17 protein-coding genes and 1 tRNA gene are annotated in these 22,153 nt (G+C 36.5%); 10 read left to right on the forward strand and 8 right to left on the reverse strand.

Annotation, left to right across the window (positions count from 1 at the left end; all coding sequences use genetic code 11):
* Positions 1 to 37: 37 nt before the first annotated feature.
* The gene (tsaD, locus tag B3P23_RS03655) at positions 38 to 1,039 is read right to left on the reverse strand and encodes a tRNA (adenosine(37)-N6)-threonylcarbamoyltransferase complex transferase subunit TsaD (protein WP_045755270.1); all 1,002 of its coding nucleotides are present in this window, start codon (positions 1,037 to 1,039) and stop codon (positions 38 to 40) included.
* Between the two features lie 64 nt (positions 1,040 to 1,103).
* Between tsaD and B3P23_RS03660 the strand changes: the two genes are divergently transcribed.
* Positions 1,104 to 5,444, forward strand: coding sequence for a translocation/assembly module TamB domain-containing protein (locus B3P23_RS03660; protein WP_293924558.1), 4,341 nt, complete (start codon positions 1,104 to 1,106; stop codon positions 5,442 to 5,444).
* Positions 5,445 to 5,669: 225 nt separating this feature from the next.
* On the opposite strand, the gene B3P23_RS03665 is transcribed toward B3P23_RS03660, so the two are convergent.
* Both B3P23_RS03665 and B3P23_RS03670 read right to left on the reverse strand, forming a co-directional pair.
* Positions 5,670 to 6,995, reverse strand: a complete 1,326-nt coding sequence (locus B3P23_RS03665; RefSeq protein ID WP_094773046.1) for a trigger factor — start codon at positions 6,993 to 6,995, stop codon at positions 5,670 to 5,672.
* 76 nt (positions 6,996 to 7,071) lie between these two features.
* Positions 7,072 to 7,153: transfer RNA gene (locus B3P23_RS03670), tRNA-Leu, on the reverse strand.
* Positions 7,154 to 7,311: 158 nt separating this feature from the next.
* On the opposite strand from B3P23_RS03670, the gene B3P23_RS03675 reads away from it, so the two are divergent.
* Genes B3P23_RS03675 through creD form a run of 4 tightly spaced genes read left to right on the forward strand, consistent with a single transcriptional unit; the run spans position 7,312 to position 10,240 of the window.
* Positions 7,312 to 7,929: a hypothetical protein gene (locus B3P23_RS03675; RefSeq protein ID WP_248754708.1), complete on the forward strand. Its 618-nt coding sequence runs from the start codon at positions 7,312 to 7,314 to the stop codon at positions 7,927 to 7,929.
* A complete protein-coding gene (locus tag B3P23_RS03680) occupies positions 7,929 to 8,231 on the forward strand; it encodes a winged helix-turn-helix domain-containing protein (RefSeq protein WP_045752733.1) in 303 nt (100 codons plus the stop codon). The genes B3P23_RS03675 and B3P23_RS03680 overlap by 1 nt, the downstream gene beginning before the upstream one ends.
* A 51-nt stretch (positions 8,232 to 8,282) precedes the next feature.
* Entirely contained in the window at positions 8,283 to 8,786 is a 504-nt protein-coding gene (locus tag B3P23_RS03685) for a hypothetical protein (protein WP_293924561.1), read from the forward strand.
* 11 nt (positions 8,787 to 8,797) lie between these two features.
* Positions 8,798 to 10,240: a cell envelope integrity protein CreD gene (gene creD, locus B3P23_RS03690; protein WP_293924563.1), complete on the forward strand. Its 1,443-nt coding sequence runs from the start codon at positions 8,798 to 8,800 to the stop codon at positions 10,238 to 10,240.
* Between the two features lie 89 nt (positions 10,241 to 10,329).
* On the opposite strand, the gene B3P23_RS03695 is transcribed toward creD, so the two are convergent.
* Positions 10,330 to 10,962 carry a DUF6266 family protein gene (locus tag B3P23_RS03695; protein ID WP_248754711.1) on the reverse strand — a complete coding sequence of 211 codons (633 nt, stop codon included), beginning with the start codon at positions 10,960 to 10,962 and terminating at the stop codon, positions 10,330 to 10,332.
* A gap of 535 nt (positions 10,963 to 11,497) precedes the next feature.
* On the opposite strand from B3P23_RS03695, the gene B3P23_RS03700 reads away from it, so the two are divergent.
* From B3P23_RS03700 to B3P23_RS03720, 5 genes are all read left to right on the forward strand, one after another.
* A complete protein-coding gene (locus B3P23_RS03700) occupies positions 11,498 to 11,944 on the forward strand; it encodes an Hsp20/alpha crystallin family protein (RefSeq protein ID WP_045752726.1) in 447 nt (148 codons plus the stop codon).
* Between the two features lie 76 nt (positions 11,945 to 12,020).
* Positions 12,021 to 12,311, forward strand: a complete 291-nt coding sequence (locus tag B3P23_RS03705; RefSeq protein ID WP_045752725.1) for a hypothetical protein — start codon at positions 12,021 to 12,023, stop codon at positions 12,309 to 12,311.
* 186 nt (positions 12,312 to 12,497) lie between these two features.
* Positions 12,498 to 13,346, forward strand: coding sequence for an NEW3 domain-containing protein (locus tag B3P23_RS03710; protein WP_094772963.1), 849 nt, complete (start codon positions 12,498 to 12,500; stop codon positions 13,344 to 13,346).
* Between the two features lie 32 nt (positions 13,347 to 13,378).
* Positions 13,379 to 14,371, forward strand: coding sequence for an ABC transporter ATP-binding protein (locus B3P23_RS03715; RefSeq protein ID WP_293924565.1), 993 nt, complete (start codon positions 13,379 to 13,381; stop codon positions 14,369 to 14,371).
* Positions 14,340 to 15,326 carry an ABC transporter permease gene (locus tag B3P23_RS03720; protein ID WP_045752722.1) on the forward strand — a complete coding sequence of 329 codons (987 nt, stop codon included), beginning with the start codon at positions 14,340 to 14,342 and terminating at the stop codon, positions 15,324 to 15,326. Before B3P23_RS03715 ends, B3P23_RS03720 begins: the two co-directional genes overlap by 32 nt.
* Before the next feature lie 67 nt (positions 15,327 to 15,393).
* On the opposite strand, the gene B3P23_RS03725 is transcribed toward B3P23_RS03720, so the two are convergent.
* The 4 genes from B3P23_RS03725 to B3P23_RS03740 form a co-directional block, all read right to left on the reverse strand.
* Complete coding sequence (locus tag B3P23_RS03725) at positions 15,394 to 15,942, reverse strand: hypothetical protein (RefSeq protein ID WP_293924566.1); 549 nt, start codon at positions 15,940 to 15,942, stop codon at positions 15,394 to 15,396.
* A 7-nt stretch (positions 15,943 to 15,949) separates the two neighbouring features.
* Complete coding sequence (locus B3P23_RS03730) at positions 15,950 to 17,431, reverse strand: calcineurin-like phosphoesterase C-terminal domain-containing protein (RefSeq protein ID WP_293924567.1); 1,482 nt, start codon at positions 17,429 to 17,431, stop codon at positions 15,950 to 15,952.
* 53 nt (positions 17,432 to 17,484) lie between these two features.
* Positions 17,485 to 19,254 carry a hypothetical protein gene (locus tag B3P23_RS03735; protein ID WP_293924569.1) on the reverse strand — a complete coding sequence of 590 codons (1,770 nt, stop codon included), beginning with the start codon at positions 19,252 to 19,254 and terminating at the stop codon, positions 17,485 to 17,487.
* Positions 19,255 to 19,342: 88 nt separating this feature from the next.
* Positions 19,343 to 22,150, reverse strand: coding sequence for a M16 family metallopeptidase (locus B3P23_RS03740; RefSeq protein WP_293924571.1), 2,808 nt, complete (start codon positions 22,148 to 22,150; stop codon positions 19,343 to 19,345).
* Positions 22,151 to 22,153 lie beyond the last annotated feature (3 nt).

The following is a 22,153-nucleotide window of genomic DNA, read 5'->3' on the forward strand; positions in this document are numbered from 1 at the left end:
AACTTGTCTTTTCTGTTTTATAGCATTTGTCCCTATTTTACATGTGCATACGCGCCAATGGACCTACATCTTGTCCAACAAAATCTTGAACCAAATATTTTTGATATCCCGCAATAGCAATCATGGCTGCATTATCGGTACAATATTCAAATTTAGGGATAAATACATTCCAACTGTAACGTTCCCCCATTGCAATCAATTCCTTACGCAAACCAGAGTTTGCAGAAACTCCACCAGCAATAGCAATATCCTTGATACCGGTTTCCTTGGCAGCTTTCTTTAACTTATTGAGCAATATAGACACAATACGTGATTGAACAGATGCGCAGACATCATCCATATTATTTTTCAAAAAATCAGGATCTGATTTCTCTTCTTTTTGCACCATGTAAAGAATTGCAGTCTTTAATCCTGAAAAACTAAAATCCAAGCCCTGAATTTGAGGTTCAGGAAGTTTATAAGCATCTGGATTACCTAACTGCGCATGTTTATCAATGAGTGGTCCACCAGGATAGGGCAAGTTCAAGATTTTTGCCGTTTTATCAAAAGCCTCTCCCGCGGCATCATCCAGAGTTTGTCCTAAAATTTCCATTTCAAAATAATCTTTGACCAATACAATCTGTGTATGACCTCCAGATACTGTAAGGCATAAAAATGGAAAACTTGGTTTTGGATCTTCAATAAAATGAGCTAAAATATGCGCTTGCATATGATTGACATCAATCAAAGGTATATTTCTGGCCATTGCAAAAGACTTGGCAAATGAAGTTCCGACCAGTAAAGCACCTAATAATCCTGGCCCACGCGTAAAAGCTACTGCATCTATTTGATTTTTATGTATTTTTGCAATGCGAATGGCTTCTTCAACTGTTGGTATAATATTTTGTTGATGTGCACGCGACGCTAGTTCTGGAACGACACCTCCATATTTAGCATGAATCGCCTGAGTAGCAATAACATTAGAAAATATTTCACCGTCGATACAAATTGAAGCAGATGTTTCATCACAAGATGACTCAATACCTAAAATAACAGCCATAGCTTTGGGGTAATTAATATTGTACAAAAGTATCAAAAAAATAATTAAAATAGCACTCATTACATTGGCTAGCATACTCGTTTTGCTAGGTGCATTGATGCTATCGTTACAATTAGAGCCTGTTCAAAATTTTATTTCCAAAAGAGTAGTTTCTTACCTCTCGAAAGAATTAAATACAAACATTGCTTTAAAAAGAATTTATTTCAAACCTTTCCAATCATTAGTCCTAGAAGGTTTTGAATTATACGACACCAAAGGCGATACCATTCTGATTGCTGAAAAATTAAATGCAACCGTCAATCTAAATCAATATTGGGATCAAAATAAAATAGTAATCAATAAACTGAGCTTAGAAAATACAACAGCCTATTATCAGGTATATAAAGATAGCTCCAATATTAAATTTTTATTAAATTACTTTAGCTCTCCTAAAAAAAACGATCAAAAATCAAGTAAAAAACTAGATATTGATTTAAAACAATTGAAATTGGTCAATAATCAATTTCGCTATATCGATCATACCAAGAAGCATTACGCAAAAGTGGTCGATTTTGGAGATCTGGACGTTAAACAATTGCATGCTGATTTTCAAAATATAAAGCTTTCAGACAATTCGATCCAAGTTGATATTAAGCAATTACATCTACGTGAAAAAAAAGGATTACAGATTAAAGGATTAGTTGCAAACGCATTGGTAAGCAACAAGAAAATTGAATTGAACAAGCTTCTATTAATCACGAATAGATCCACTATAAAAGACTATGTAAAGTTAGAGTTTAATAGCTTCGAGGACTTTTCAGATTTTAACAATCGTGTTGATGTCAGTCTAAGGATAAAAAATTCAGTACTACATTCAGAAGATATCGCCTTCTTTTCTTCTACCATGCATCGTGTCAAGTTTAATTTAAAAATAAAGCAGGCGATCGCACAAGGAAAAGTAAATCATATTGACGCTCAAAATGTACATATTGAAACTGAAAAATCAACCCAATTAAAAGGAAATATTAAGATTTTGGGACTTCCCGATATTGATCGGACAGATTTTAAACTCACGAATCTCAAAGTACGATCTACCTTCGAGGACTTACAAACGATTCTTCCCAATCTCAGTAATGACAGGAACTTCAAACTTCCACCACTGGTAAAATCATTAACTACAATAGCATACCAAGGAGATTTGAATGGATTATACAACCATTTCCACATTCAAGGAGAAGTAAAAACAGATTTAGGTACCATAAACACAAAATCTACCTTAAATTTTCAAAAAGAAATTGAATTTTCAGGACTTTATCAGTCCAAATCTTTTGATTTTGGAAAATTATTGAACAATACTCTTTTAAAAACAACTGGATTTAATCTGGATTTAAAAGGCAAAGGCAGCAGCTCAAAAACACTATCATTAGCAGTCGATGGAAAACTAGAAAATTTCGATTTCCGAAATTATCGCTATCAATCCATCCCTGTTAAAGGATCAATCGTCAACGAAAAGTTTACAGGATCAGGTGCTATCAATGATCCCAATGCTAAAATTAATTTCCAAACAGATATAGACTGGTCCAACCCTGCCATTCAATATAATCTGGATGCTACTATACACGAGACAGACCTCTACGCACTACATCTGGTACAACAACAAGGCATCGTTATACACAACACAGCAGTCCAAACTAATCTAACCGGCACTTCTGTCAATAATCTGGTCGGAGATTTATATGCTAATAATCTCCAATTCAGTACCAAAAAAGGAAATTTTGATGTAAAAGAAATTATATTTAAAGCTGTGGGAGATGAGCGGGACAGAGCATTGACTTTATCCTCAGACGTTGTGGACGCCTCTCTTAATGGTCAGATCGATCTCAATACAATAGCACCTTACTTTAAAATGCTTGCCATGCGCTATGCTCCAGCAATTGGTTTTGAAACAGAATCTTACAACAATCAGAATTTTGAGCTGAACCTCAACATCAAATCTTTTCAGCCTATCGCTACCTTCTTTAAAAAAGAAATCAGTCTAGATAGCGGTGCCACCCTTCATGCCAGATTCTCCAGTGAAGAGCATCATGCGCAATTTAATTTATATAGTCCTGTATTCAAGTATAGCGGAATAAAGATTTCTAACCTGATTATAGATCAAATTTCAAATACGGAATCTATGGCAGTGTCAGCATCCGCAGACCGTATCAATCTAACCGATAGTACGTATATCAACAATATCAATATTGCAAATATACTTTCCAGCGATAGCTTACGTTTCAACGTCAAATTATCAGAACTCGATGCGAGTAATAATTTAGATCTCAATGGTGTAATTCGTTTTGCACATCAAAAACCGGCGTTCATAAACTTTGATCCATCGACCATTATTATTAATAAAAACAAATGGGCGCTCACACAAGGATCCGAGCTCAAAGTATCCAAAGGAAAATGGTTTCTTCAAAATTTAACCTTAAAACATGATGAACAAACCGTACTACTGAATGGTGTACTGTCCAATGAAGAAAGTGATCAGTTAAATATTTTATTCAAAGATTTTAATCTCAGTTCTTTAAATGGAATCACAAAACCACTTGGTATTAATATGCTTGGTGAGATGAATGGTCATCTTGAAATTAATTCGCTATTCAAATCACCGTATTTTATTGCCAACCTGCAGACTAGCCCTATTATTTACAATCAACTGCCAATAGGTCAATTGAGTTTAAAAGCTAATTATGACCAAAATGCCAATGTAGTTCATCTTGACAGTAAAATTGAAGATGGTAACAAGCAGATAACACTGGCTGGAACATATAATATCAAAGAAGAAAATGATAAAATAAATCTAAAGGCTTCTTTACAAAATACAGATCTCATTCTTTTTCAACCATTTCTCAAATCACTGGTTTCAAATTTACATGGAAAAGCGAATGCCGAACTCGAGATTAAAGGCGATATCAATAAACCTAAAATAAGCGGAAATGCCAGTTTTAATGATGCCACATTTGTCATTAATTATTTAAAAACGCCCTATCACCTCACCGATAAGGTAATTGTAGTTTCCAATGGTATTTTTCTTAAGAACCTAAAAATTCTAGATCCGAAAAACAATGAGGCGATCGTAAATGGAATGGTGGATTTAAATCAACTTTCCGATCCAAATATCGACATCAAGATTAAAGCAAATAACTTCTTAGCACTCAATACCACACTCAAAGATAACGACCTCTATTATGGTACAGCCTATGCGAGTGGTGATTTCAATTTCAAAGGATTAACATCAGCAATCAATATAGATATCAAAGCAAAATCTGAAGATAACACGATCATCAATATTCCGTTTAATAGTGCTATGACGATTACGGATAATGATTTTATCTATTTCGTTTCTCCGGATAGTTTAAACAGTTCTAAGCAAATAAAACGAAAGAGTTTCAACGGTATTACAATGAATATGGATCTTTCCTTAAGTCCAAATGCGGAGATGAATCTGTATACTTCCTTAGGCGGCGTATCTGGACGTGGAACTGGTAATATCACGATGAATATCACTTCTTTGGGCGATTTCGGAATGTTTGGAGATTACATCATTAGTTCTGGAAAATTCAATTTTAAAGCACAAGATTATTTAAACAAAATTTTTGATCTCAAAGAAGGCGGAACGATTCGATGGGCGGGAAAACCTGCTGAAGCCAACATTAATCTAACCGCGGTCTACCAACAAAGAACCTCCTTATCTCCCCTTTATAATGCTGCGGGGCAAACGGACAATCCGCAACGTATACTAGCGCAAGCAGATATGAATCTAAAAGGATTATTGAGTCAACCTGAAATAAATTTTGACCTCAATTTTCCACAAGATCCCTATGTCAAAGATGAACTTCAGGGTTATCTTTCAGATGTTAATAATATCAATCAACAAGCCCTCAGTTTAATTGTTAGACGAAGCTTTACGCCAGGCTCTCAGACCGATTTTGGAAAAGAGGTCAATAATACCCTACTATCCGCAGGTACAGAGATTGCTTTCAATCAATTGAACAATATCATTGCAGAATCTTTAAATATTAATTTTTTCGATATCAATATTAAATCTCTTAATGATGCCTCAGCATCGCTCAGACTCTTCAATGACCGTTTAATTTTGACAGGAGGTATTACAGACAATAGAAGTAATCAATTGACTGACTTAAATGTATTCTCAGATCGTGTATCTACTGATGCTGAAGCTCTGTTTTATCTTCGTAAAGACGGTAGGCTATTATTGAGAGGTTCCAACCGCTTAAATACACGAAACTTCCTTATCAATCCCAATAGTGAAGATTATGTGAGCGCAATAGGATTGGTATACCGTCAAGAATTCAATTCATTTTCAGAATTCTTAAAACGCATGTTCCCTTTCGGAAAAAAGAAAAAAGAGACACCATAGTACATCTTCAAAACACGACGTCCAATTTGTATAATGCCGATCTCTTCTTAATCACACATGAAAAATAGAACAGTATTTAAATATTGCGGCATCACAACTAAACCTTTATAAATATAAAAGCAGTGTATTATCAGCATGATCCTTCGTAATCAAACTGAACGTAAACAATGAAAGCCTTTCCACAAAATGGAAAGGCTTTTATATAATGATCAGAAGTTAGATAGCTTACGCTAATTTTTCGAATGCTGTGTACTCGATCTCTTCTTTATTGATTTTAATTTGACCTTTTAAGAATTCAAACACTTTAAGTGCTTTTGCTTCTTCAAACAAACGGTTACCTTGTTCTTTATCTTGCAATAATTGAATCGCATATTGTGATAATTGCTCATCACTAGGCTCTTCGTTGATATTGTACATTTTGATCTGTGCATAGATACGTTCTTTTGCTAAATTGATAACTTCATCATATTTAACTTCAAGACTATTTTCAGTAACTACACGGTTTTCAATGATTGTCCATTTCAAGTTGTTCAAGAAATCAGCAAAACCTTCATTCAACTCTTCATCAGAGATGCTTGGGTTCGTTGCTTTTAACCATCTTTTCAAAAACTCTTCAGGGAACGCTACATCAACTTTTTCCATACCGAACGTATACATATCATTACGCAGACGTTGGTCAGAATTTTGTTTGAATAAATTTTCAACTTCTTCTTTTACTTTTGTTCTGAATTCAGCTTCTTCAGTAACTTCTCCTTCAGCGAACAATTTATTAAAGAATTCCTGATTTAAATCCGACTCTTCCAAACGGTTAATGTTTTTTACCGTTAAATCAAATTTAGTTACATCCAGCGCTTCAACTTCCTCAGGAGTAATACCTAAAATACGAGCGATGTCTTCATCTTTGAACGCTTTTTTGATATCAATTTTAACAACATCATCTTGTTTAAGACCTACCAAAGATTTTTTAATCTTCGCATCTTCAATGATATCAGTACGTACTGAAGTAGTTTTCTCAATACCTTCTTCTTTATCTTGTTTCAATGTAGCGTATAAAACATCACCTTCTTCAGAAACTTCTGGGTTGGTCATTTTACCGTAACTACGACGTAAATTTTTGATACGAGACTCTAAAGTTTCCTCATCAGCTTTAATATCGTATTCTTTAAATTCAGCGTCCTTTGTAAATGGATTTACAAATTCTGGAGCTAAACCAATTTCATAATTAAATTGGAAGTTATCTTTATAATCCCAGTTATAAGTAGCTGTTTCTTCTATCGGAAGAGGTTGTCCTAAAACTTCTAATTTATTCTCGCCGATGTAAGCTGTAATTTTATCATTAACAATTCTGTTGACTGTATCTAACAAAATTGATTTACCATAAGTACGTCTAATGTGTGCAGCAGGCACTAAACCAGGACGGAATCCAGGTAATTTCGCTTTTTTAGCTTGATCCTTGATTTCTTTGTCTACTTGTGGGTTATAATCTTCTGGTGCTAAATCAACTTTAATTACTGCGTTGATCGCGTCAACTTTTTCGTGTGAAATGTTCATACTCTTTCTAAACCGTTACGCATTATTTTGATAAAAAAAATCCTCCCGATGATTTAAATTCGGGAGGACATTCAAGTGCGGAAGAAGGGACTCGAACCCCCACGTCTTGCGACGCCAGATCCTAAGTCTGGTGCGGCTACCAATTACGCCACTTCCGCATTAGGATTTCTTGTTGGCACAAAGATAGAAACGATATGCATACTATGCAAGTCTTTTCTCAATAAATTTTCATTATTTTTTTATTTATTTTGTTGAGCAAAAAATAAATTTGCATAATTCATTCTTATTCATTTACTTTGAAAAACAAAGTACTTTTATGAAACAAGAAGATTTAGTAAAAGAAATAGCAAGCATTCGCAGTTTGATGGAAAAATCCAGCAAATTTATCTCCATTAGCGGAATTTCAAGTGTCCTAATCGGTACCTATGCCCTGCTAGGTGCTGCCTATGCTTACTATGAAATTTATGGATTTGATAGCCAAATGGGATATCGGGATCATTATGTTAATGAACCTGTCATTATTGCCAAATTACTCGTAACCGCTATATTCGTTTTATTTGCTTCCATTTGTACAGGAGTGTTCATGGCCGTTAAGAAAGCGAAAGGAAACAGACAAAGCATCTGGAATACCACCAGTCGATCCTTATTGTATGCTATGGCCGTACCTTTATGTACTGGTGGATTATTTGCCTGTATATCCATATTTAAAGAAAACTATACCGCGGTCGCTTCCATCCTATTGATTTTTTATGGACTTGCACTCACAGCTGGCAGCAATTACACTTTTAGTGAAATAAAAGGACTCGGAATTTTAGAAATTGTGCTAGGACTGTTAGCTTTGCTTTTGCCTGGAAATGGAATTATCTTTTGGGCATTAGGATTTGGAGTTTTGCACATCATATATGGAATAATCGTTCATAAAAAATACGAATAGTGAATTTCGACTTAACACAGTATAATAAAATATTTGAAAATAAAGTCCGTCTTCAGATCATGAGCGTATTGATGGCTAATGACGAATATGATTTTAATTCATTGAAATCCATATTGGAAGTCACAGATGGTAATCTAGCATCTAATCTGAAGACATTAGAAAAAGAAAATTACATTGAAGTTTTCAAGACATTTGTAGACAGAAAACCAAATACCAGGTATAGAAGAACGATCGAAGGTGAAAAAGCTTTCGAAGAACATCTACAGGCTCTTGAAAAATTGATTAAACAACAGTACAAATAATTTTTTTATCCATCTACTTTGAATTTCAAAGTACTTTTAAAAAGAAAAGAAATGAAAATACGATTATCCATCATGCTTGTCTTGTACAACAAGAGTCAAAAAATTTATACTCAGCTCTTCAAGCAGCATAAACGAGCTTGGGGCATCAGTAAAGAAGATTTTTTGAACTTTCCTAAAGGTTCGCTAGGCCATCATCTTGGCGTATTCTATCAAGAAAAAGGTTTTGACGTTGTTCCGAAATTAGAAAATCATGATGTATTTCACCTCATTACAGAATCTGGCACCGACATACAGGATGAAGTCGCCATGCAATATTTATTATTGGGCAATGGAAAGGTCAGCCTTTATCAATTTGCGATGATCGCAATTGGTACATTCCTCTACCCCGAACACTTCAACATGAACCTAAAAGCTTTATCAAAAGGTAATGCCATGCAAAAGTTTCATGATTTGGATTTCGAAACTTTATTAAACATTCCATTACAAGAAATTAAAAGTTCCTTGGCATTTGACTTAAAAAAACATCTCAATCACCATAATTTAACAACATTATAAAATCCAAAATCATGGAAACAAATAAAACACCCCTCTTAGACCGTATTGGTACATCAGTTTTCACCAAATTAATTACCATTTTAATTCTCGTCTTACTACTACTCATCCCTTTATTCTGGGTCAAAGACCTTATTGATGAAAGAAAGAATAGGCAATCTGAAGTCAGTAATGAAATTGCTTTTAAATGGGCTGGTCAACAGGTGATCTCAGGTCCCATCATTGCCATCCCTTACCAGGTAGTAAAAGAAATTGTCACAACAGATAAAAACATCGTCTCTACCAAGAATACCTACGTCACACAATACGTATACCTATTACCAAAAGCATTAAACATCAACAGTACCATTTCACCGGAATCATTGAAAAGAGGTATTTACAACAGTGTGGTGTACAATGCGCAACTGGATCTAAAAGGATCGTTTGATGCGATCGATTTTAATAAAATAGATTTGAATGGTGTAGATCTCGAATGGAAAAATGCGAAGATATTAATTGGTTTAAGCGATCTTAAGGGATTGGGAGCTTCTCCAACTCTAGTATTCAACCAACAGCAAATTGAATTTGAGACTAATATGTCTGCATTAAATCCTTTTGAGAATAATATGATCGCAGCCATAGATCTCTCTGGCACCAAAACAACCTTAGGTGATTTCCAGATCAAATTCAATGTAAGGGGTTCTCAATCGATCAATTTTCTCCCTCTTGCAAAACAGACTACCATTAAAACCAAAGGAAATTGGGGAAATCCAAGTTTCAACGGAGCAATTTTAGCAGATGATCGAAAAATAACAGCCAATAGCTTTGAAGCAACATGGAATATCCCGAGTTTCAACCGTAAATTTTCGCAACAGTGGGCCGGTGAGGCAGAGAAGCTGTATGAAATTAAAAACAATTATGAAATCAACAATGCTATCCACGAAGGGTACAGTCAAATGACAGAGCCCATTGCAGCTACTGATACTAATATCGCGACAGAAAAAGATATGATTCAAATCAACTTCTTGGAAGAAGTCAATAATTATCAAAAAACTACACGCGTAGCCAAATATGGAATATTGATTATTATTTTAACATTTGCAGCATTATTTTTCACCGAGATCATCAAAAAACAACGTATCCACCTGATTCAGTATCTGTTGATCGGATTTGCGATGGTACTCTTCTATTCTCTTTTATTATCCATTAGTGAGCATCTGGGTTTCAATATAGCCTATTTATTAGCTGCTATAGCTACTATTATTTTAATTGCATCATTTATTAAATCCATTACAAAAGACAGCAAGTCCGCTTTGATATTTTCAGGAATTTTAGCCGTTTTCTATAGTTTTATCTTTATCCTGATGCAATTGCGTGATTATTCGCTGCTCGTAGGTACAATAGGTATTTTTATTATATTGGCTATACTGATGCGCGTATCCACAAAAATCAACTGGTATCAATACGATAAACGATGAGATTAGCTACAGAAGGTATCAAGATGTATTTGACATACATCTTGATACTCCTTAAAAGAAAATGATAAGATATCGTATATTGTTTTTCTTTATACGCAACCCCCATAAACAGAGTCAGACAATCGATCATGAACGATATCATAGAAACCGACATAGATATGAATTTGATCACCTCTACTGAACAAATTATCCTCCCATACCAATTTTCCTGCTGTGGATAATGCACCACCTTCATTCAAAGCAAAAAAATCTTCAATAACATAAGCCAATACCAGCACCGCAGATGGATGCTCTCCTTTACAGGCCTCTTTATTCCATTCAATATAAAGTTTATTGTCCTTTATAGTTACATGAATGAGTTGAGGAGGTGGCATATCCCCCCTAAAAACCATTACTTTTTCAGGATTTACATAGGGGTTATTGTCTGCATCATAATCAATCGAATTGTTGAGTAAATAGGATTGAGCGGATTGAAAAGTACCCACACGGCTACCTTTAGGGGCCATATTTTTATAACCAAAAGCTATTGGTTTCTTAATATATTTCAAAAATTGAGATACGGCCTTCAAACGTTTGCGATTGATGAGCATCAATTCGGTGGGCGGTTTTTTTACTATTGCTGGTAGAGAACGAATAACGGTTTGACCATTTAGTTCATAACCTACCACACTTCCTACTTTACCGGAAAAAGGACCATTTATACCTGCTTTTAATATTGCCATAATGGTTTATTTAAATTGGAAATTAACTAAGATATATAAGCTGCTATGGGCGCATTTATATAGCCTTAAACTCTAATTTAATCATTATAGTGATTAAATACAAATTATTAAGAGGTTTTATAGAGGTTTTCTAGTGTTTTAACTATAGCAACCCTATAGAAACCCTCTATAATGACTCTCGTATATCTGTGTAACATTATAATATTTTATCCATCTGTTTACAACCAGATATACATCATGATTTCTCCATGTGTGATGACCAAATATTTCTTTCCTTTAATCAATTTTGATCGCATGAAATGTAGTAAAAGGGAGGGCTATGATTTCTAATAAACATGGTTGATGGACCGTATAAAATGTTCCCTTAGTTTGTTTACAAGAGGCGATCATGTCAGTTTATCATGTAAAATTTGTCATTTTTTATGAAAAAATTTCAGTTTCACGAGATCGGTATTTTTTTTGTGGAATATTGAATATAGTCGGCCGACTGAAAGATTTTAATAATTAATTTTTCACTTCATAAAAGGAGGTTATTATGAAACTTGCAAAAAGAAACTTGAACAATTTTTCAATTTTTTCGCCCATGTTTAATGATTTCAACCGAGAACTTTTAAACTGGGGTAATAGTAACTATTCTTCTACGAGTACCACCGTTCCTTCCGTCAATATTAAGGAAGATGGCGATACTTTCGAAGTAGAAGTCGCTGCACCAGGAATGTCAAAAGACGATTTTAAGATCACGCTAGATGGCAACCTACTGACCATATCATCCGCAAAAGAAGAAAAAAATGAAGAAAAACGGGATAACTATACCCGACGGGAGTTTAGCTATCAGTCCTTCCAACGCAGCTTTGAACTTCACAGAGATGTAGTCGATCAGGATAATATCGAAGCTCGTTATGAAAATGGTCTGCTACGGTTAACCATACCTAAGAAAGAAGAAGCAAAACAAAAAGAGCCTCGACTTATCGAAATATCATAAGTCATAAAATAGTCCATATATAGGATAGCCTCCCAATGGAGGCTATCCTATTTTATTAAGATATTATTTTTAAAATATGGAACGATCAAATTATCATATTGAAGTTCAGATGTACTGTCATGATAGTTACATCCAGATTGCTACATTTGATTTGAGCAGTTGTGAAAAAATAGTTCAGGAACTATTTGACGAATTAAAGTGGGATAGTCAAGCATCCGGCAATAGACTTTTACGCATCGCGCTTATGCGGAACGAGAAAAATAATACAAAAACACAACTAAAGTCATTGGACTGCACAATCGATGAACTGGGAGAAAATATTAAAGCCATTATAAAAAAGACTTTTAGGGCAGTTAACTTTGATTGACCCCTAGGTACAAAGTACATTGAAAAAACTTAAGTAAACATTATTTTACAATTATTTTTTGATTTTTCTTGATTTTTTTCAAATTGATATTTAATTTGGAACCGTTTTTTTAAGGTAAGTACTACCCTAACCAACATTTTTTTAAAGCTAATATTCTATTTAAATATAAATTTTAGTTATTGGATCATGTTAAACAAACTACTAATTACACGCCTAGGTCTATCTTTTAGACCATTATTTATTTCATTTTTAATACTGGCCAACAGTCTCTACCTATCGGGGCAAACGGTCAGAGCAACAAAGTCAAGCTTTGAAGCAAGATTGCTCAATATTGAAGCGCCCAGCAATGAGCCCTTTCGATACACGACCACATTGACCAATGGGTCATCACAGACAGTTACTTACAATCTAAACGCCCAATTACCAGAGGGATGGCAGATCAGTTATCGAGTAGAGGGATCCCAGGTGACTTCTCTTCAAATGCAAGCAAACAAAGTTCAAGAAATAAACATCGAAATTAACTGCCCGCTGACTGCAAAGCCCAACACATATAAAATTCCGTTAAAGGCTATATCCCCAACAGATACACTGCATCTCGATCTAGAAGCTGTTGTAAAGGGTTCCTATGCTCTCCAACTCACCACACCTAGTGGAAGACTTAGTGATGAAGTCGTATCTGGCAGCAACAAGGAAATCCTCCTTCAAGTAAAAAATACAGGAACTCTTCCTTTAAACGCGGTAGAACTGAGCGCTCAGTTGCCCAGCAAATGGGAAGCTACTTTTTCACCTTCAACGATACAGCAGCTAGAGCCTGGCAAGTCGACAGATGTAAAAGTTGACTTGCGCGTACCCGATAAAACCATAGCTGGCGACTATGCTGCAAAATTTGATGTTAAATCACCGAACAGTACTGCTGACATTTCATTTCGTATGATAGTCAAGACCTCTTTACTTTCAGGCTGGGTCGGCATGCTGATTATCCTATTGGCTATCGGGCTGATTTATTATCTTATTCGCAAATACGGAAGACGATAGCACTATTTCATTCAATAAAAAAGATAATCATCATGAAGGATCCTATCATCCAATTGACAGGTTTGACAAAAAACTATGGAAAGGCAAAGGCTGTTGATCATTTAGATCTCAACATATATAAAGGCGAGGTATTCGGTCTTCTCGGTCCCAATGGTGCCGGCAAGACGACGACTATCCTGATGATGCTTGGACTGACCGAGCCGACCACAGGAACAGCTTATGTCTGTGGTCATAATGCCACCCGAAATCCAATAGCTGTTAAAAGAAAAGTGGGCTATCTTCCAGATAATGTGGGTTTCTATCCTGAAATGACCGCATTGGAAAACCTAACTTTCATAGCTGAATTAAACGGACTTCAAAAGTCTAAAGCTAGGTCTGGCGCGCAAGATATCTTAAATCAAGTAGGACTGGGACAGGACATCCATAAGAAAACTGGAGCCTTTTCGAGAGGTATGAAGCAGCGACTCGGTCTTGCTGAAGTCCTCATCAAGAATCCTGAAGTTGCTATTTTGGATGAGCCTACCTTAGGTATAGACCCACAGGGTGTAGATGAATTCCTAGAATTGATCAAGCGACTCAGCAGAGAACAGAATCTGACAGTTCTCCTATCTTCGCATCATCTCCATCAGGTACAGCGCGTTTGTGACAGAGTGGGTATTTTTGTTGGTGGAAAGCTACTAGCAGAAGGCTCGATTGATAGTCTTGCACATAAGCTACAGCAAAAAGAGGGCATAACAACATGGATTTCATTTGAAAAAACACATGCAAACGTAGCGCTATTTGAAGAAGTATTAAAAAACTTGCCTGGTATCAGAAAGCTTTCTGTTGGCGATGACTCGATCGAGATCAAAACAGATGGCGATATAACTGCCACGGCAGTACGTTTACTTGTCAACAACGGTGCTGACATTCTATCTGTACAACGCCATGATTATGCACTCGACTATATCTATAATACATATTTTGAGAACAGTAAAACAAGCAACTCTGAACATGAAAAATCCCACAGTCTCCTCCACAATTAGCCACTCATCGGTTCCAATTCAGGTACTGGTAAATAAGGAAATTGCCTATCATATTCGCAGCTGGCGTTTTATCATACTGATCCTACTTATTGTACTGACGTTTGGAGCCTCATTATACGTATCTTCCACCGGGTTGAAAGAGGCTGTCAACAATATGAAAGATCCTGATCAATCATTTTTATATCTCAAATTATTGACCACGACGGACAATTCGATTCCACCATTTCATGTTTTCCTGAATTTTCTAGCGCCACTACTTGGCATAGCACTCGGATTTGATGCGATCAATGCCGAATACAATGGGGGCACATTAACACGTCTGATAGCGCAACCTATCTACCGTGATAACCTCTTGTTTTCAAAATTCTTTGCTCCGCTCACTGTCGTGGGGACGATGTTTATCGCGTTAGTACTTCTAATGATTGGCGGTGGCTTATTAGGTACAGGGGTACGGATCGAGCCTCAGGAACTTTTGCGGATTATAGGTTTTACCCTTATCAGTGTTATATATGTTGCCTTTTGGTTGAGCCTATCGATACTATTATCGATACGGTTTCGCCAACCGGCGACCTCAGCTTTAACCGCAATCGGTATTTGGCTATTTTTTACTGTATTCTTCCCGATTCTTGTCAATCTAGCCATCAGGCCATTTTTACCGAATCCAAACTATATTTCGGAACAGGAATATCTAAGCTACAATGAATTGATATTAAACTTGCTTCGGTTATCACCGAGCCAACTATATATGGATGCGACTACAACCCTGCTCATGCCATCTGTACGTAGCCTCGGTCCTATTGCGATGGAACAAATGATTGGTGCCATTCCTGCACCTCTATCATTTAGGGATAGTTTCTTGATGGTCTGGCCTCAAGTCAGTGGTCTTTTAGCAGCGACGATGATCTGCTTTGCGTGGTCCTATTATATTTTTATGCGAAGAGAAATACGGAGTTAAACTGCCGTATATAGGATGAATAAATGCACGCTACTGGTACAAACATAGCGTGCATTTTTTGTATACTTCAGGAAGTTGCCCATAGCAGATTTAATAGAGATTTAAATAAGCTTCTAGTCTCAGTCATTAAAATTGGACTTTTGCTCCTATAGTGTACATTTGATTGTGGAAAGATATTTAATAGCGTAGATTCAAATCTAATCGGCAATTGACGTTTGCCTTTAAAATCACTCAATTCAATAAAATGACCCCAATCTGAGTAAGAATCCTTTTCTGATATTCTAACTAAATTAATGTACAAATCGATATCAACAAGGTCTATTTTTTTGATCTCATTATCAATTTCCAAATACAAATACTTTTCATTAATACGACAGAAATATTCCTTTTTTAATATTTTAATTCTGACTAAAACAAGAATAAATAAAATTAGAAATACAAAAAGCAAGGTCAATGAAATAGACTGAACGATCGATTTAATTGAGTCAAAAAAAGAAAACTCAGCTATACAGCCTATTGATAAATTCAAAAATGCTGCAAGACAAAATAAATTTTGATACTTTTTTAATGCATTAAAATTCCTTGGTGATAGCACGACTAAAATTATATCTTCCATTATATCATTATTTGGAAAAATACTCCATAAACTCATTCTGAACAGAAAAGCCGTAGGAGTCTTGTGCCTTAATACGAATGATTTTATTTTTATCAGCATTCAACTGGGGCATCTCCAATTCCCAAAGATGGCTAGATTTTCTTTTTCGGAGAGGATTGGCTGTACTGCCAGGACTTGGATATATCTTTTGATTGTTTTTTTCTATCATATGGGCGACAAGCGGATCTATGCTTTTATTAATTTGCATCTGTAGCCATTCTCCATCATTTAGTTGAACCATAACTTTGGTACTATCACCAGCTCCAAATATGTTGGCCTGCAATAGTCCGTCATTCAAAGTAATATGCATTTGCTTTTGTGCATCCTGTCCAATCGCTTTATATTTAAAAGAATACTGATTATCTTTAATATGGATCACAAAATATCCTCTCGGACTACCGCATTGCATCATGGCATCTGGCACACCAAAAGCATCCTTTTCTCCTCGCCACCAATTACCGCAGGTAGCACCGGCTCCCAATTCTTGTATTGCATGGCTATTAAAAAAATATCGATCCACCTGATGGGTATGGCCGGACAACAATAAGACATTCTCATATCCTTCCAACTGTTGGAGCACCTCTGCTTTATTTCGTGTAAAAGCCATTGGTATATGCTGACTGAGGACAACTAAAACATCTTTTGGAACATGTGCCAAATCATTCTTTAAAAACGTCAATTGATCGTCGGTCAATCTTCCTTCATAAGAATTTTTGCCCGTAGCAAAGACATTATTCAATACAATAAAATGCGCATGACCATAATTGAAAGCATAATTATCTGCTCCAAACACCGTATTAAAACGGTCATTCATATAAGCTGGATGGTCAACATTACGATCATGATTGCCGACCATAGTCCATGATGTCATCGGAAGGGTATTAAGCATAGCCCCGAAATCAGGCAATAGGTCCATATTATTATTGACCAGATCGCCTAAGACTAGGTTGAAATCAATATCATTACGTCCTAGAAGCTCCGAAAAAATACTTTTTGCTGCAAATCCGAGTTCTTCTTGATCACTGACCTGAACATCTCCAATTGCCGCAATATTAAATTCTGTTACGACACTTTTCCTTTTTTGCAAGGGCATGTTATAAACCAGCGTATCCGAAATATGGTTATTTGGATTTAGATAATATGCATTTGCATTACCAATTTTGTTTGCATGTGCATACTGATATGCTGACGGATGGATAGAAAAGATAGATTGTCCTACTTCTGCTTTAAAACCGTAAGCTCCACGACTGTCAGAACTTATTATATGGACACCATTGGATATCAACACCTGGGAAAGACCCTTCTCCCCCCTATCCTGCATGCCATTATTATTTTTGTCTTCAAACACATGACCTTTGACCCATACACTTTTTGCAGATGGGCTTTGTGCCATTGCTTCCACAGCAAATAGTACTGCCAAAGCCAACAAATAACTTATTCTATTAATCATATAGTATTAAATCTAAAAGATCGGACAGATAGTATCTATCCGATCTATTGTTATTACAATCCTGGAATATCGTATTTAAAGAGTGCTGCTTTGCCATCGATAATAGTAATCAGATAAGGTATTCCTTCTGCATTTATTCGCATCTCATATTTATCTCCATTTTCTGCCGAAAGCTGCATCGCAGTATTCCAATTTCCGGTTTCCTTATTAAATGTAGTCACTTTAACCCCGTTATTTGCATCACCGTAGGCAACAAACACGCGTCCATCTGGGTGTACGCGCACCGCAATATTATTTCTATTTGCTGAGCCACTTGTTGTCTGACTGAATCCATCACCCAATTGTTTCCAAGCAGTACCATTCCAATGCATCACAAATGTTTTATAAGCTGGCGAAATTGATTGATAAACCATATAGATCTGACCATCTTCTGTAGCATCTAAATCAATATTAAATCCCCCAAAACTTGACTCTGCCGGTCCAACATTAACATTGCCCACCAGCGTCCAATTACCGTTATCCAAACGATAAATAGACGGTTTGCGCAAGGATACTCCACTAGTCAAATCCATTATAGCATAATAAAGTTTATGATCGGCACCTTTAAACATTTTTGCATAATATCCAGAAATTGATTGTGACATCGTTTGCCCTTTCCAAATACCTGACTGAATAGATTCAACATATGTACCCCGTTTAGGATACGGAGTAGTTACCTTATCAAAGATGTACCCCAAATAAGGAACATTTTGGTCCATTTTTAAAGTTAGATAGTCTACTTTACCATAAGCCCCCTGTTGCTTGCCAACAAAAGACCATTTACCATTTTCATACTTCATGACAGAAGCAAACTGCTCATTATTACCTTCTGTATAATCCCGAAATGCGGCATACGGCACACCTTCTTTTGAAAAATCCATTGAAATCAAATTGGCTCTGGTGGGTGTAAAACCGCTAACATCTCCAACAGGTTCCCATCGTTTATCCTCAACATTGTAAGTGCCCATAACTCCCTTTTTTAGCTCGTTGGTACTTCCGTTGGTTTGAACAGCTACATAGAGTTGCCCATTGACAGGATTGAACTCCATATTTGCTTCATAGATTTTCTCCATTCCTAAGAAATCAGCCAGCTCTACTTTTGACCAAACAGGTGCAGTAAGTCGACCCACTGTAACGACAAAGTTTTCCGAAGTGCCACTTTGCACATCTTGTAGCTCCAAGTTTTGTGGTAAGGTATAGTCCAATACGGTTTCTTTACTTACGAAATCAGTACCATTATACTTTAAAATGGTACCATTGCTTTTTGTATACCGAGCTACCAATTTCGTCACATCAGCATCTACTGGCAAGTCTACTTTAATATCAAGCTTCGTTATGGTTGCTGGGTAATCTCTAAACAAGTATTCTGGATTGTCTGCGGCATAGAAACCGAAAGACACGATAGACCCGGCCTTTTCAGCCGTCACACTATACTGCGACATTCCATCGGGTGTCACAAATCGATAAACAACTGTTTGTGTAAAATCAACAGCACTGATGCCTGATTCTTGAACTTTCTGACCAACATAGGCAATCAATTTATCTGAGCTTCCATGAAAAGAAGGTATAGCTTTAGTGATATCGATTGAATTTGGTACCGTAATATGAATCTGCTGACCTTCAATAGTTCCAAATACTGCCTCTTTTAATCCAGGATTGGCCGATGGATCAAAAGAAAAGGATTGCAACTGAACATGATCGGCCAGTAACGCATCTTTTTTACATCCGAAAAGGATTAGGCTAGAGATGGCCATCAACAGATATAAACAATAGTTTTTTTTCATCCTTATATTTTTTTATAGCGATGTGATCATCAGATCTACTTCATACCGCAGCTGGTTTGAAAATTCCGATGATCTCATCTAAATTAAATTATTTTTTAAAACTCTCTGGCAGTAATACTGCCTTCACTTTATAGGCTTTACTCATTTTACTATTTGTGTAGTCCGCAATATCAGCAGCTTTAATTTGGTCTAGCATCTGCTTATATGTCGTAAAAAATGACCAATTAGCAAATTGAAAATAGATGTGATTACGAAGCTCTGCACTCCAAAATGTATCCTTACCCCATTGTTTTTCATAAGCTTGGTATATTTGAACCTTTGCATTTTCAAGTTCTTCTGTAAAATAAGACGGATCTTTTGCTATCTTTTCAAGCTCAACTTGTACCTGCTCTATTAAAAAATCTGCTCGACTAGGTTCACAAGTAAAATTAATCCGCGTACGCATCAATGCTGTTGGTTCGGAAGTCGCACTGACACTCACACCTACACCATATACCCCAGACTGCTCTTCTCTTAGATTTTTGCGCAATTTTACTTTAAGCACATTCTCCATCAATTCATTTTTGAGGATATCAGGATAATCATACTGAATGGAAGTGGTCTGGTAAAAAAGATTTACTGTAGCTTTGTCGGCTTGACCTGCATATTGAATAATTTCTTGATTTTCGCGCTGTGTATATTCCGGAATACGTTGTTCGGAGGTATAAGGACCGCTAGGAAGACCTCCTATATACTGTTCAACCAATGGTTGAATACTATCGGCATCAAAGTCTCCCACCAGCACAAAATCAAAATCTTTAGCTGAGTGAAAACGTTCTTTAAACACAGGTACTATACGATCTAGCTGTAGATCCTTTTCAATACGGGCAGCAGATAGATTGCTTTCATCTAGATCATCCGCTCCGATCGCTTTATTGATGGCCAGGTTATAAGCCTCCATGACTTGGAACTTTTTATTTCTTGCAGCATCCAAACTCTGTTTTTTGACACTCCCAAAGATCTTACTATCGACACGTGGCTGTGTCCATTTTAAGTATAGCAATTCGAACATCGTTTTGATATCTTTCCTATTTGCCGAAGCAGATAATCCTTCACGATTGGGTGCAATCATAAAGGTAGCGGAAGCTGAATTTCCATTCAAATATTTGGTCAGTGCCGCTCTTGTAAATTCACCTGCACCACTAGCACCAATGATATTTTTGGCGTAAACGGCATTTACATAATCTGTACTGTCTACCGCGATAAAACCGCCTTTTCTAAATGCCGTCAATTGAACATGGTCTTTTCGACTGTCATTTTTCTTCAGGTAGACTTTTGATCCATTGGAGAGCTCCCATTTAGTCACGCCGATCTCATTGATCGATTGTTTTTGTATAACCTGACCACTTGTCGGCTTATCGCTCAATAACTGTGTTGGAATTTCAATGTTATCCGTCCACCTCTTCAGATCAGCCTGTTTAGCCTGAGCAAATAATTGGCGGAGGGCAATTTCATTGGGGATTTTAGATCCTAAACGCTCTGGAGCAGTAAGCATGACAGCTGTGTTTCCTGGCTTAAAATAACCTTGGAGATGCTCCAAAAGATTTAAAGAATCCAATCGATCGATATCACGCAAGACCTGCTTATTGCGTTCATCCTTATCCATCAATACCTGTCCCGTAAAGAAAACATCCTTTAACTGGCTCAACATTATATTGGCATTCAATTCATTATTTTGGGGCGCCCGCTGTAACTGTTTCTTATATTGCTCTCTATAATCGTTCAGCTCGGAAGAGTTAAACCCATAACGCAACAGTCGCTCACGCTCTTTCAGAAATTTAGCGATGCCTTCTTGTACCTGCCCCTCATACAAGGTAGCTCCACCAACAGATAATCCATTGTTGAGCAAGAGATCCGATACTGACATAGAAGCACTTTTGTAACTATCATCCAATTGTCCAATACGATCAAACCTCTTCTTGATCAGCGTATTGACAGCATTCCGTTTTAAATTTTCAAAAAAATCAGCTTCCGTTTTCACAGCTTTAGACGCTGGTAAAATTCCGATATAGCTGAAATCGATGGTATTGGCCTCTTTGTCTGTATAGATTTTGATCAGCGTATCTGCATGGTTTGACAAATGGTAAGCAATTCGTTTTGCTTCTGGTTTTCTGTTTTTAGCATTTCCAAATAGCTTTTTGACCATCTTTTCAACAACTTTGGGATCCTGATTGGTGACCACTGCCAGCCCCATCAGATTTGGTCTATACCACTTTTGGTAGAAGTCGACCAATGTTGATCTTTGAAAATGGCGGAGTATATCTAGTGTACCAATTGGTTTACGGTCGCCATAACGAGAATTAGCAAAGATAAGTGGTAAAGTTTGGTCACTTAATCGCGCAGAAAGTCCTTCTTTTGTGCGCCATTCTTCAATGATAATACCACGTTCTTTTTCAATCTCGAGCGAATCAAAGCTTAGATTAAAAGCCCAATCACTAACGATATCCAAGGCCTTCTCCAAGTTTTCATTCGTTTTACTATTGATCGTTATTTTATATACCGTCTCGTCATAGGAGGTGTGTGCATTAAGATCTGCACCAAATTTCACTCCCAGAGACTCTAGATAACTAATGACCTCATTTTTTGGATAATGTTTACTTCCATTAAAAGCCATATGTTCAACAAAATGGGCTAACCCCAATTGGTTGTCTTCTTCTTGCAAACTGCCAGCATTTACAAAAAGTTGGATAGCAGTCTGTTGATTATTGGTGTGATTTGGATAGATAAAATATTGAAATCCGTTTTTCAATTTTCCACGCAATAACTTCGGATCCTGCTTCAGATTCTGAGCCTGCAGAAATCCTGTCGAGACAAGAATAAAGGTCAATAACCCTATTATTATTTTCACAAATGCCATGCC

Origin of the sequence: Sphingobacterium sp. UBA6320 (genome assembly GCF_002440335.1) — a bacterium.
GTDB lineage: Bacteria > Bacteroidota > Bacteroidia > Sphingobacteriales > Sphingobacteriaceae > Sphingobacterium.

Excerpts from the sequence above, each read along its gene's own strand:
- B3P23_RS03685 (WP_293924561.1), top strand. The coding sequence starts at position 8,283 with ATGAAAATACGATTATCCATCATGCTTGTCTTGTACAACAAGAGTCAA.
- tsaD (WP_045755270.1), bottom strand. The coding sequence starts at position 1,039 with ATGGCTGTTATTTTAGGTATTGAGTCATCTTGTGATGAAACATCTGCT.
- B3P23_RS03725 (WP_293924566.1), bottom strand. The coding sequence starts at position 15,942 with ATGGAAGATATAATTTTAGTCGTGCTATCACCAAGGAATTTTAATGCA.
- B3P23_RS03665 (WP_094773046.1), bottom strand. The coding sequence starts at position 6,995 with ATGAACATTTCACACGAAAAAGTTGACGCGATCAACGCAGTAATTAAA.
- creD (WP_293924563.1), top strand. The coding sequence starts at position 8,798 with ATGGAAACAAATAAAACACCCCTCTTAGACCGTATTGGTACATCAGTT.
- B3P23_RS03720 (WP_045752722.1), top strand. The coding sequence starts at position 14,340 with ATGAAAAATCCCACAGTCTCCTCCACAATTAGCCACTCATCGGTTCCA.
- B3P23_RS03700 (WP_045752726.1), top strand. The coding sequence starts at position 11,498 with ATGAAACTTGCAAAAAGAAACTTGAACAATTTTTCAATTTTTTCGCCC.
- B3P23_RS03705 (WP_045752725.1), top strand. The coding sequence starts at position 12,021 with ATGGAACGATCAAATTATCATATTGAAGTTCAGATGTACTGTCATGAT.
- B3P23_RS03710 (WP_094772963.1), top strand. The coding sequence starts at position 12,498 with ATGTTAAACAAACTACTAATTACACGCCTAGGTCTATCTTTTAGACCA.
- B3P23_RS03675 (WP_248754708.1), top strand. The coding sequence starts at position 7,312 with ATGAAACAAGAAGATTTAGTAAAAGAAATAGCAAGCATTCGCAGTTTG.
- B3P23_RS03735 (WP_293924569.1), bottom strand. The coding sequence starts at position 19,254 with ATGAAAAAAAACTATTGTTTATATCTGTTGATGGCCATCTCTAGCCTA.
- B3P23_RS03740 (WP_293924571.1), bottom strand. The coding sequence starts at position 22,150 with ATGGCATTTGTGAAAATAATAATAGGGTTATTGACCTTTATTCTTGTC.
- B3P23_RS03695 (WP_248754711.1), bottom strand. The coding sequence starts at position 10,962 with ATGGCAATATTAAAAGCAGGTATAAATGGTCCTTTTTCCGGTAAAGTA.
- B3P23_RS03730 (WP_293924567.1), bottom strand. The coding sequence starts at position 17,431 with ATGATTAATAGAATAAGTTATTTGTTGGCTTTGGCAGTACTATTTGCT.
- B3P23_RS03715 (WP_293924565.1), top strand. The coding sequence starts at position 13,379 with ATGAAGGATCCTATCATCCAATTGACAGGTTTGACAAAAAACTATGGA.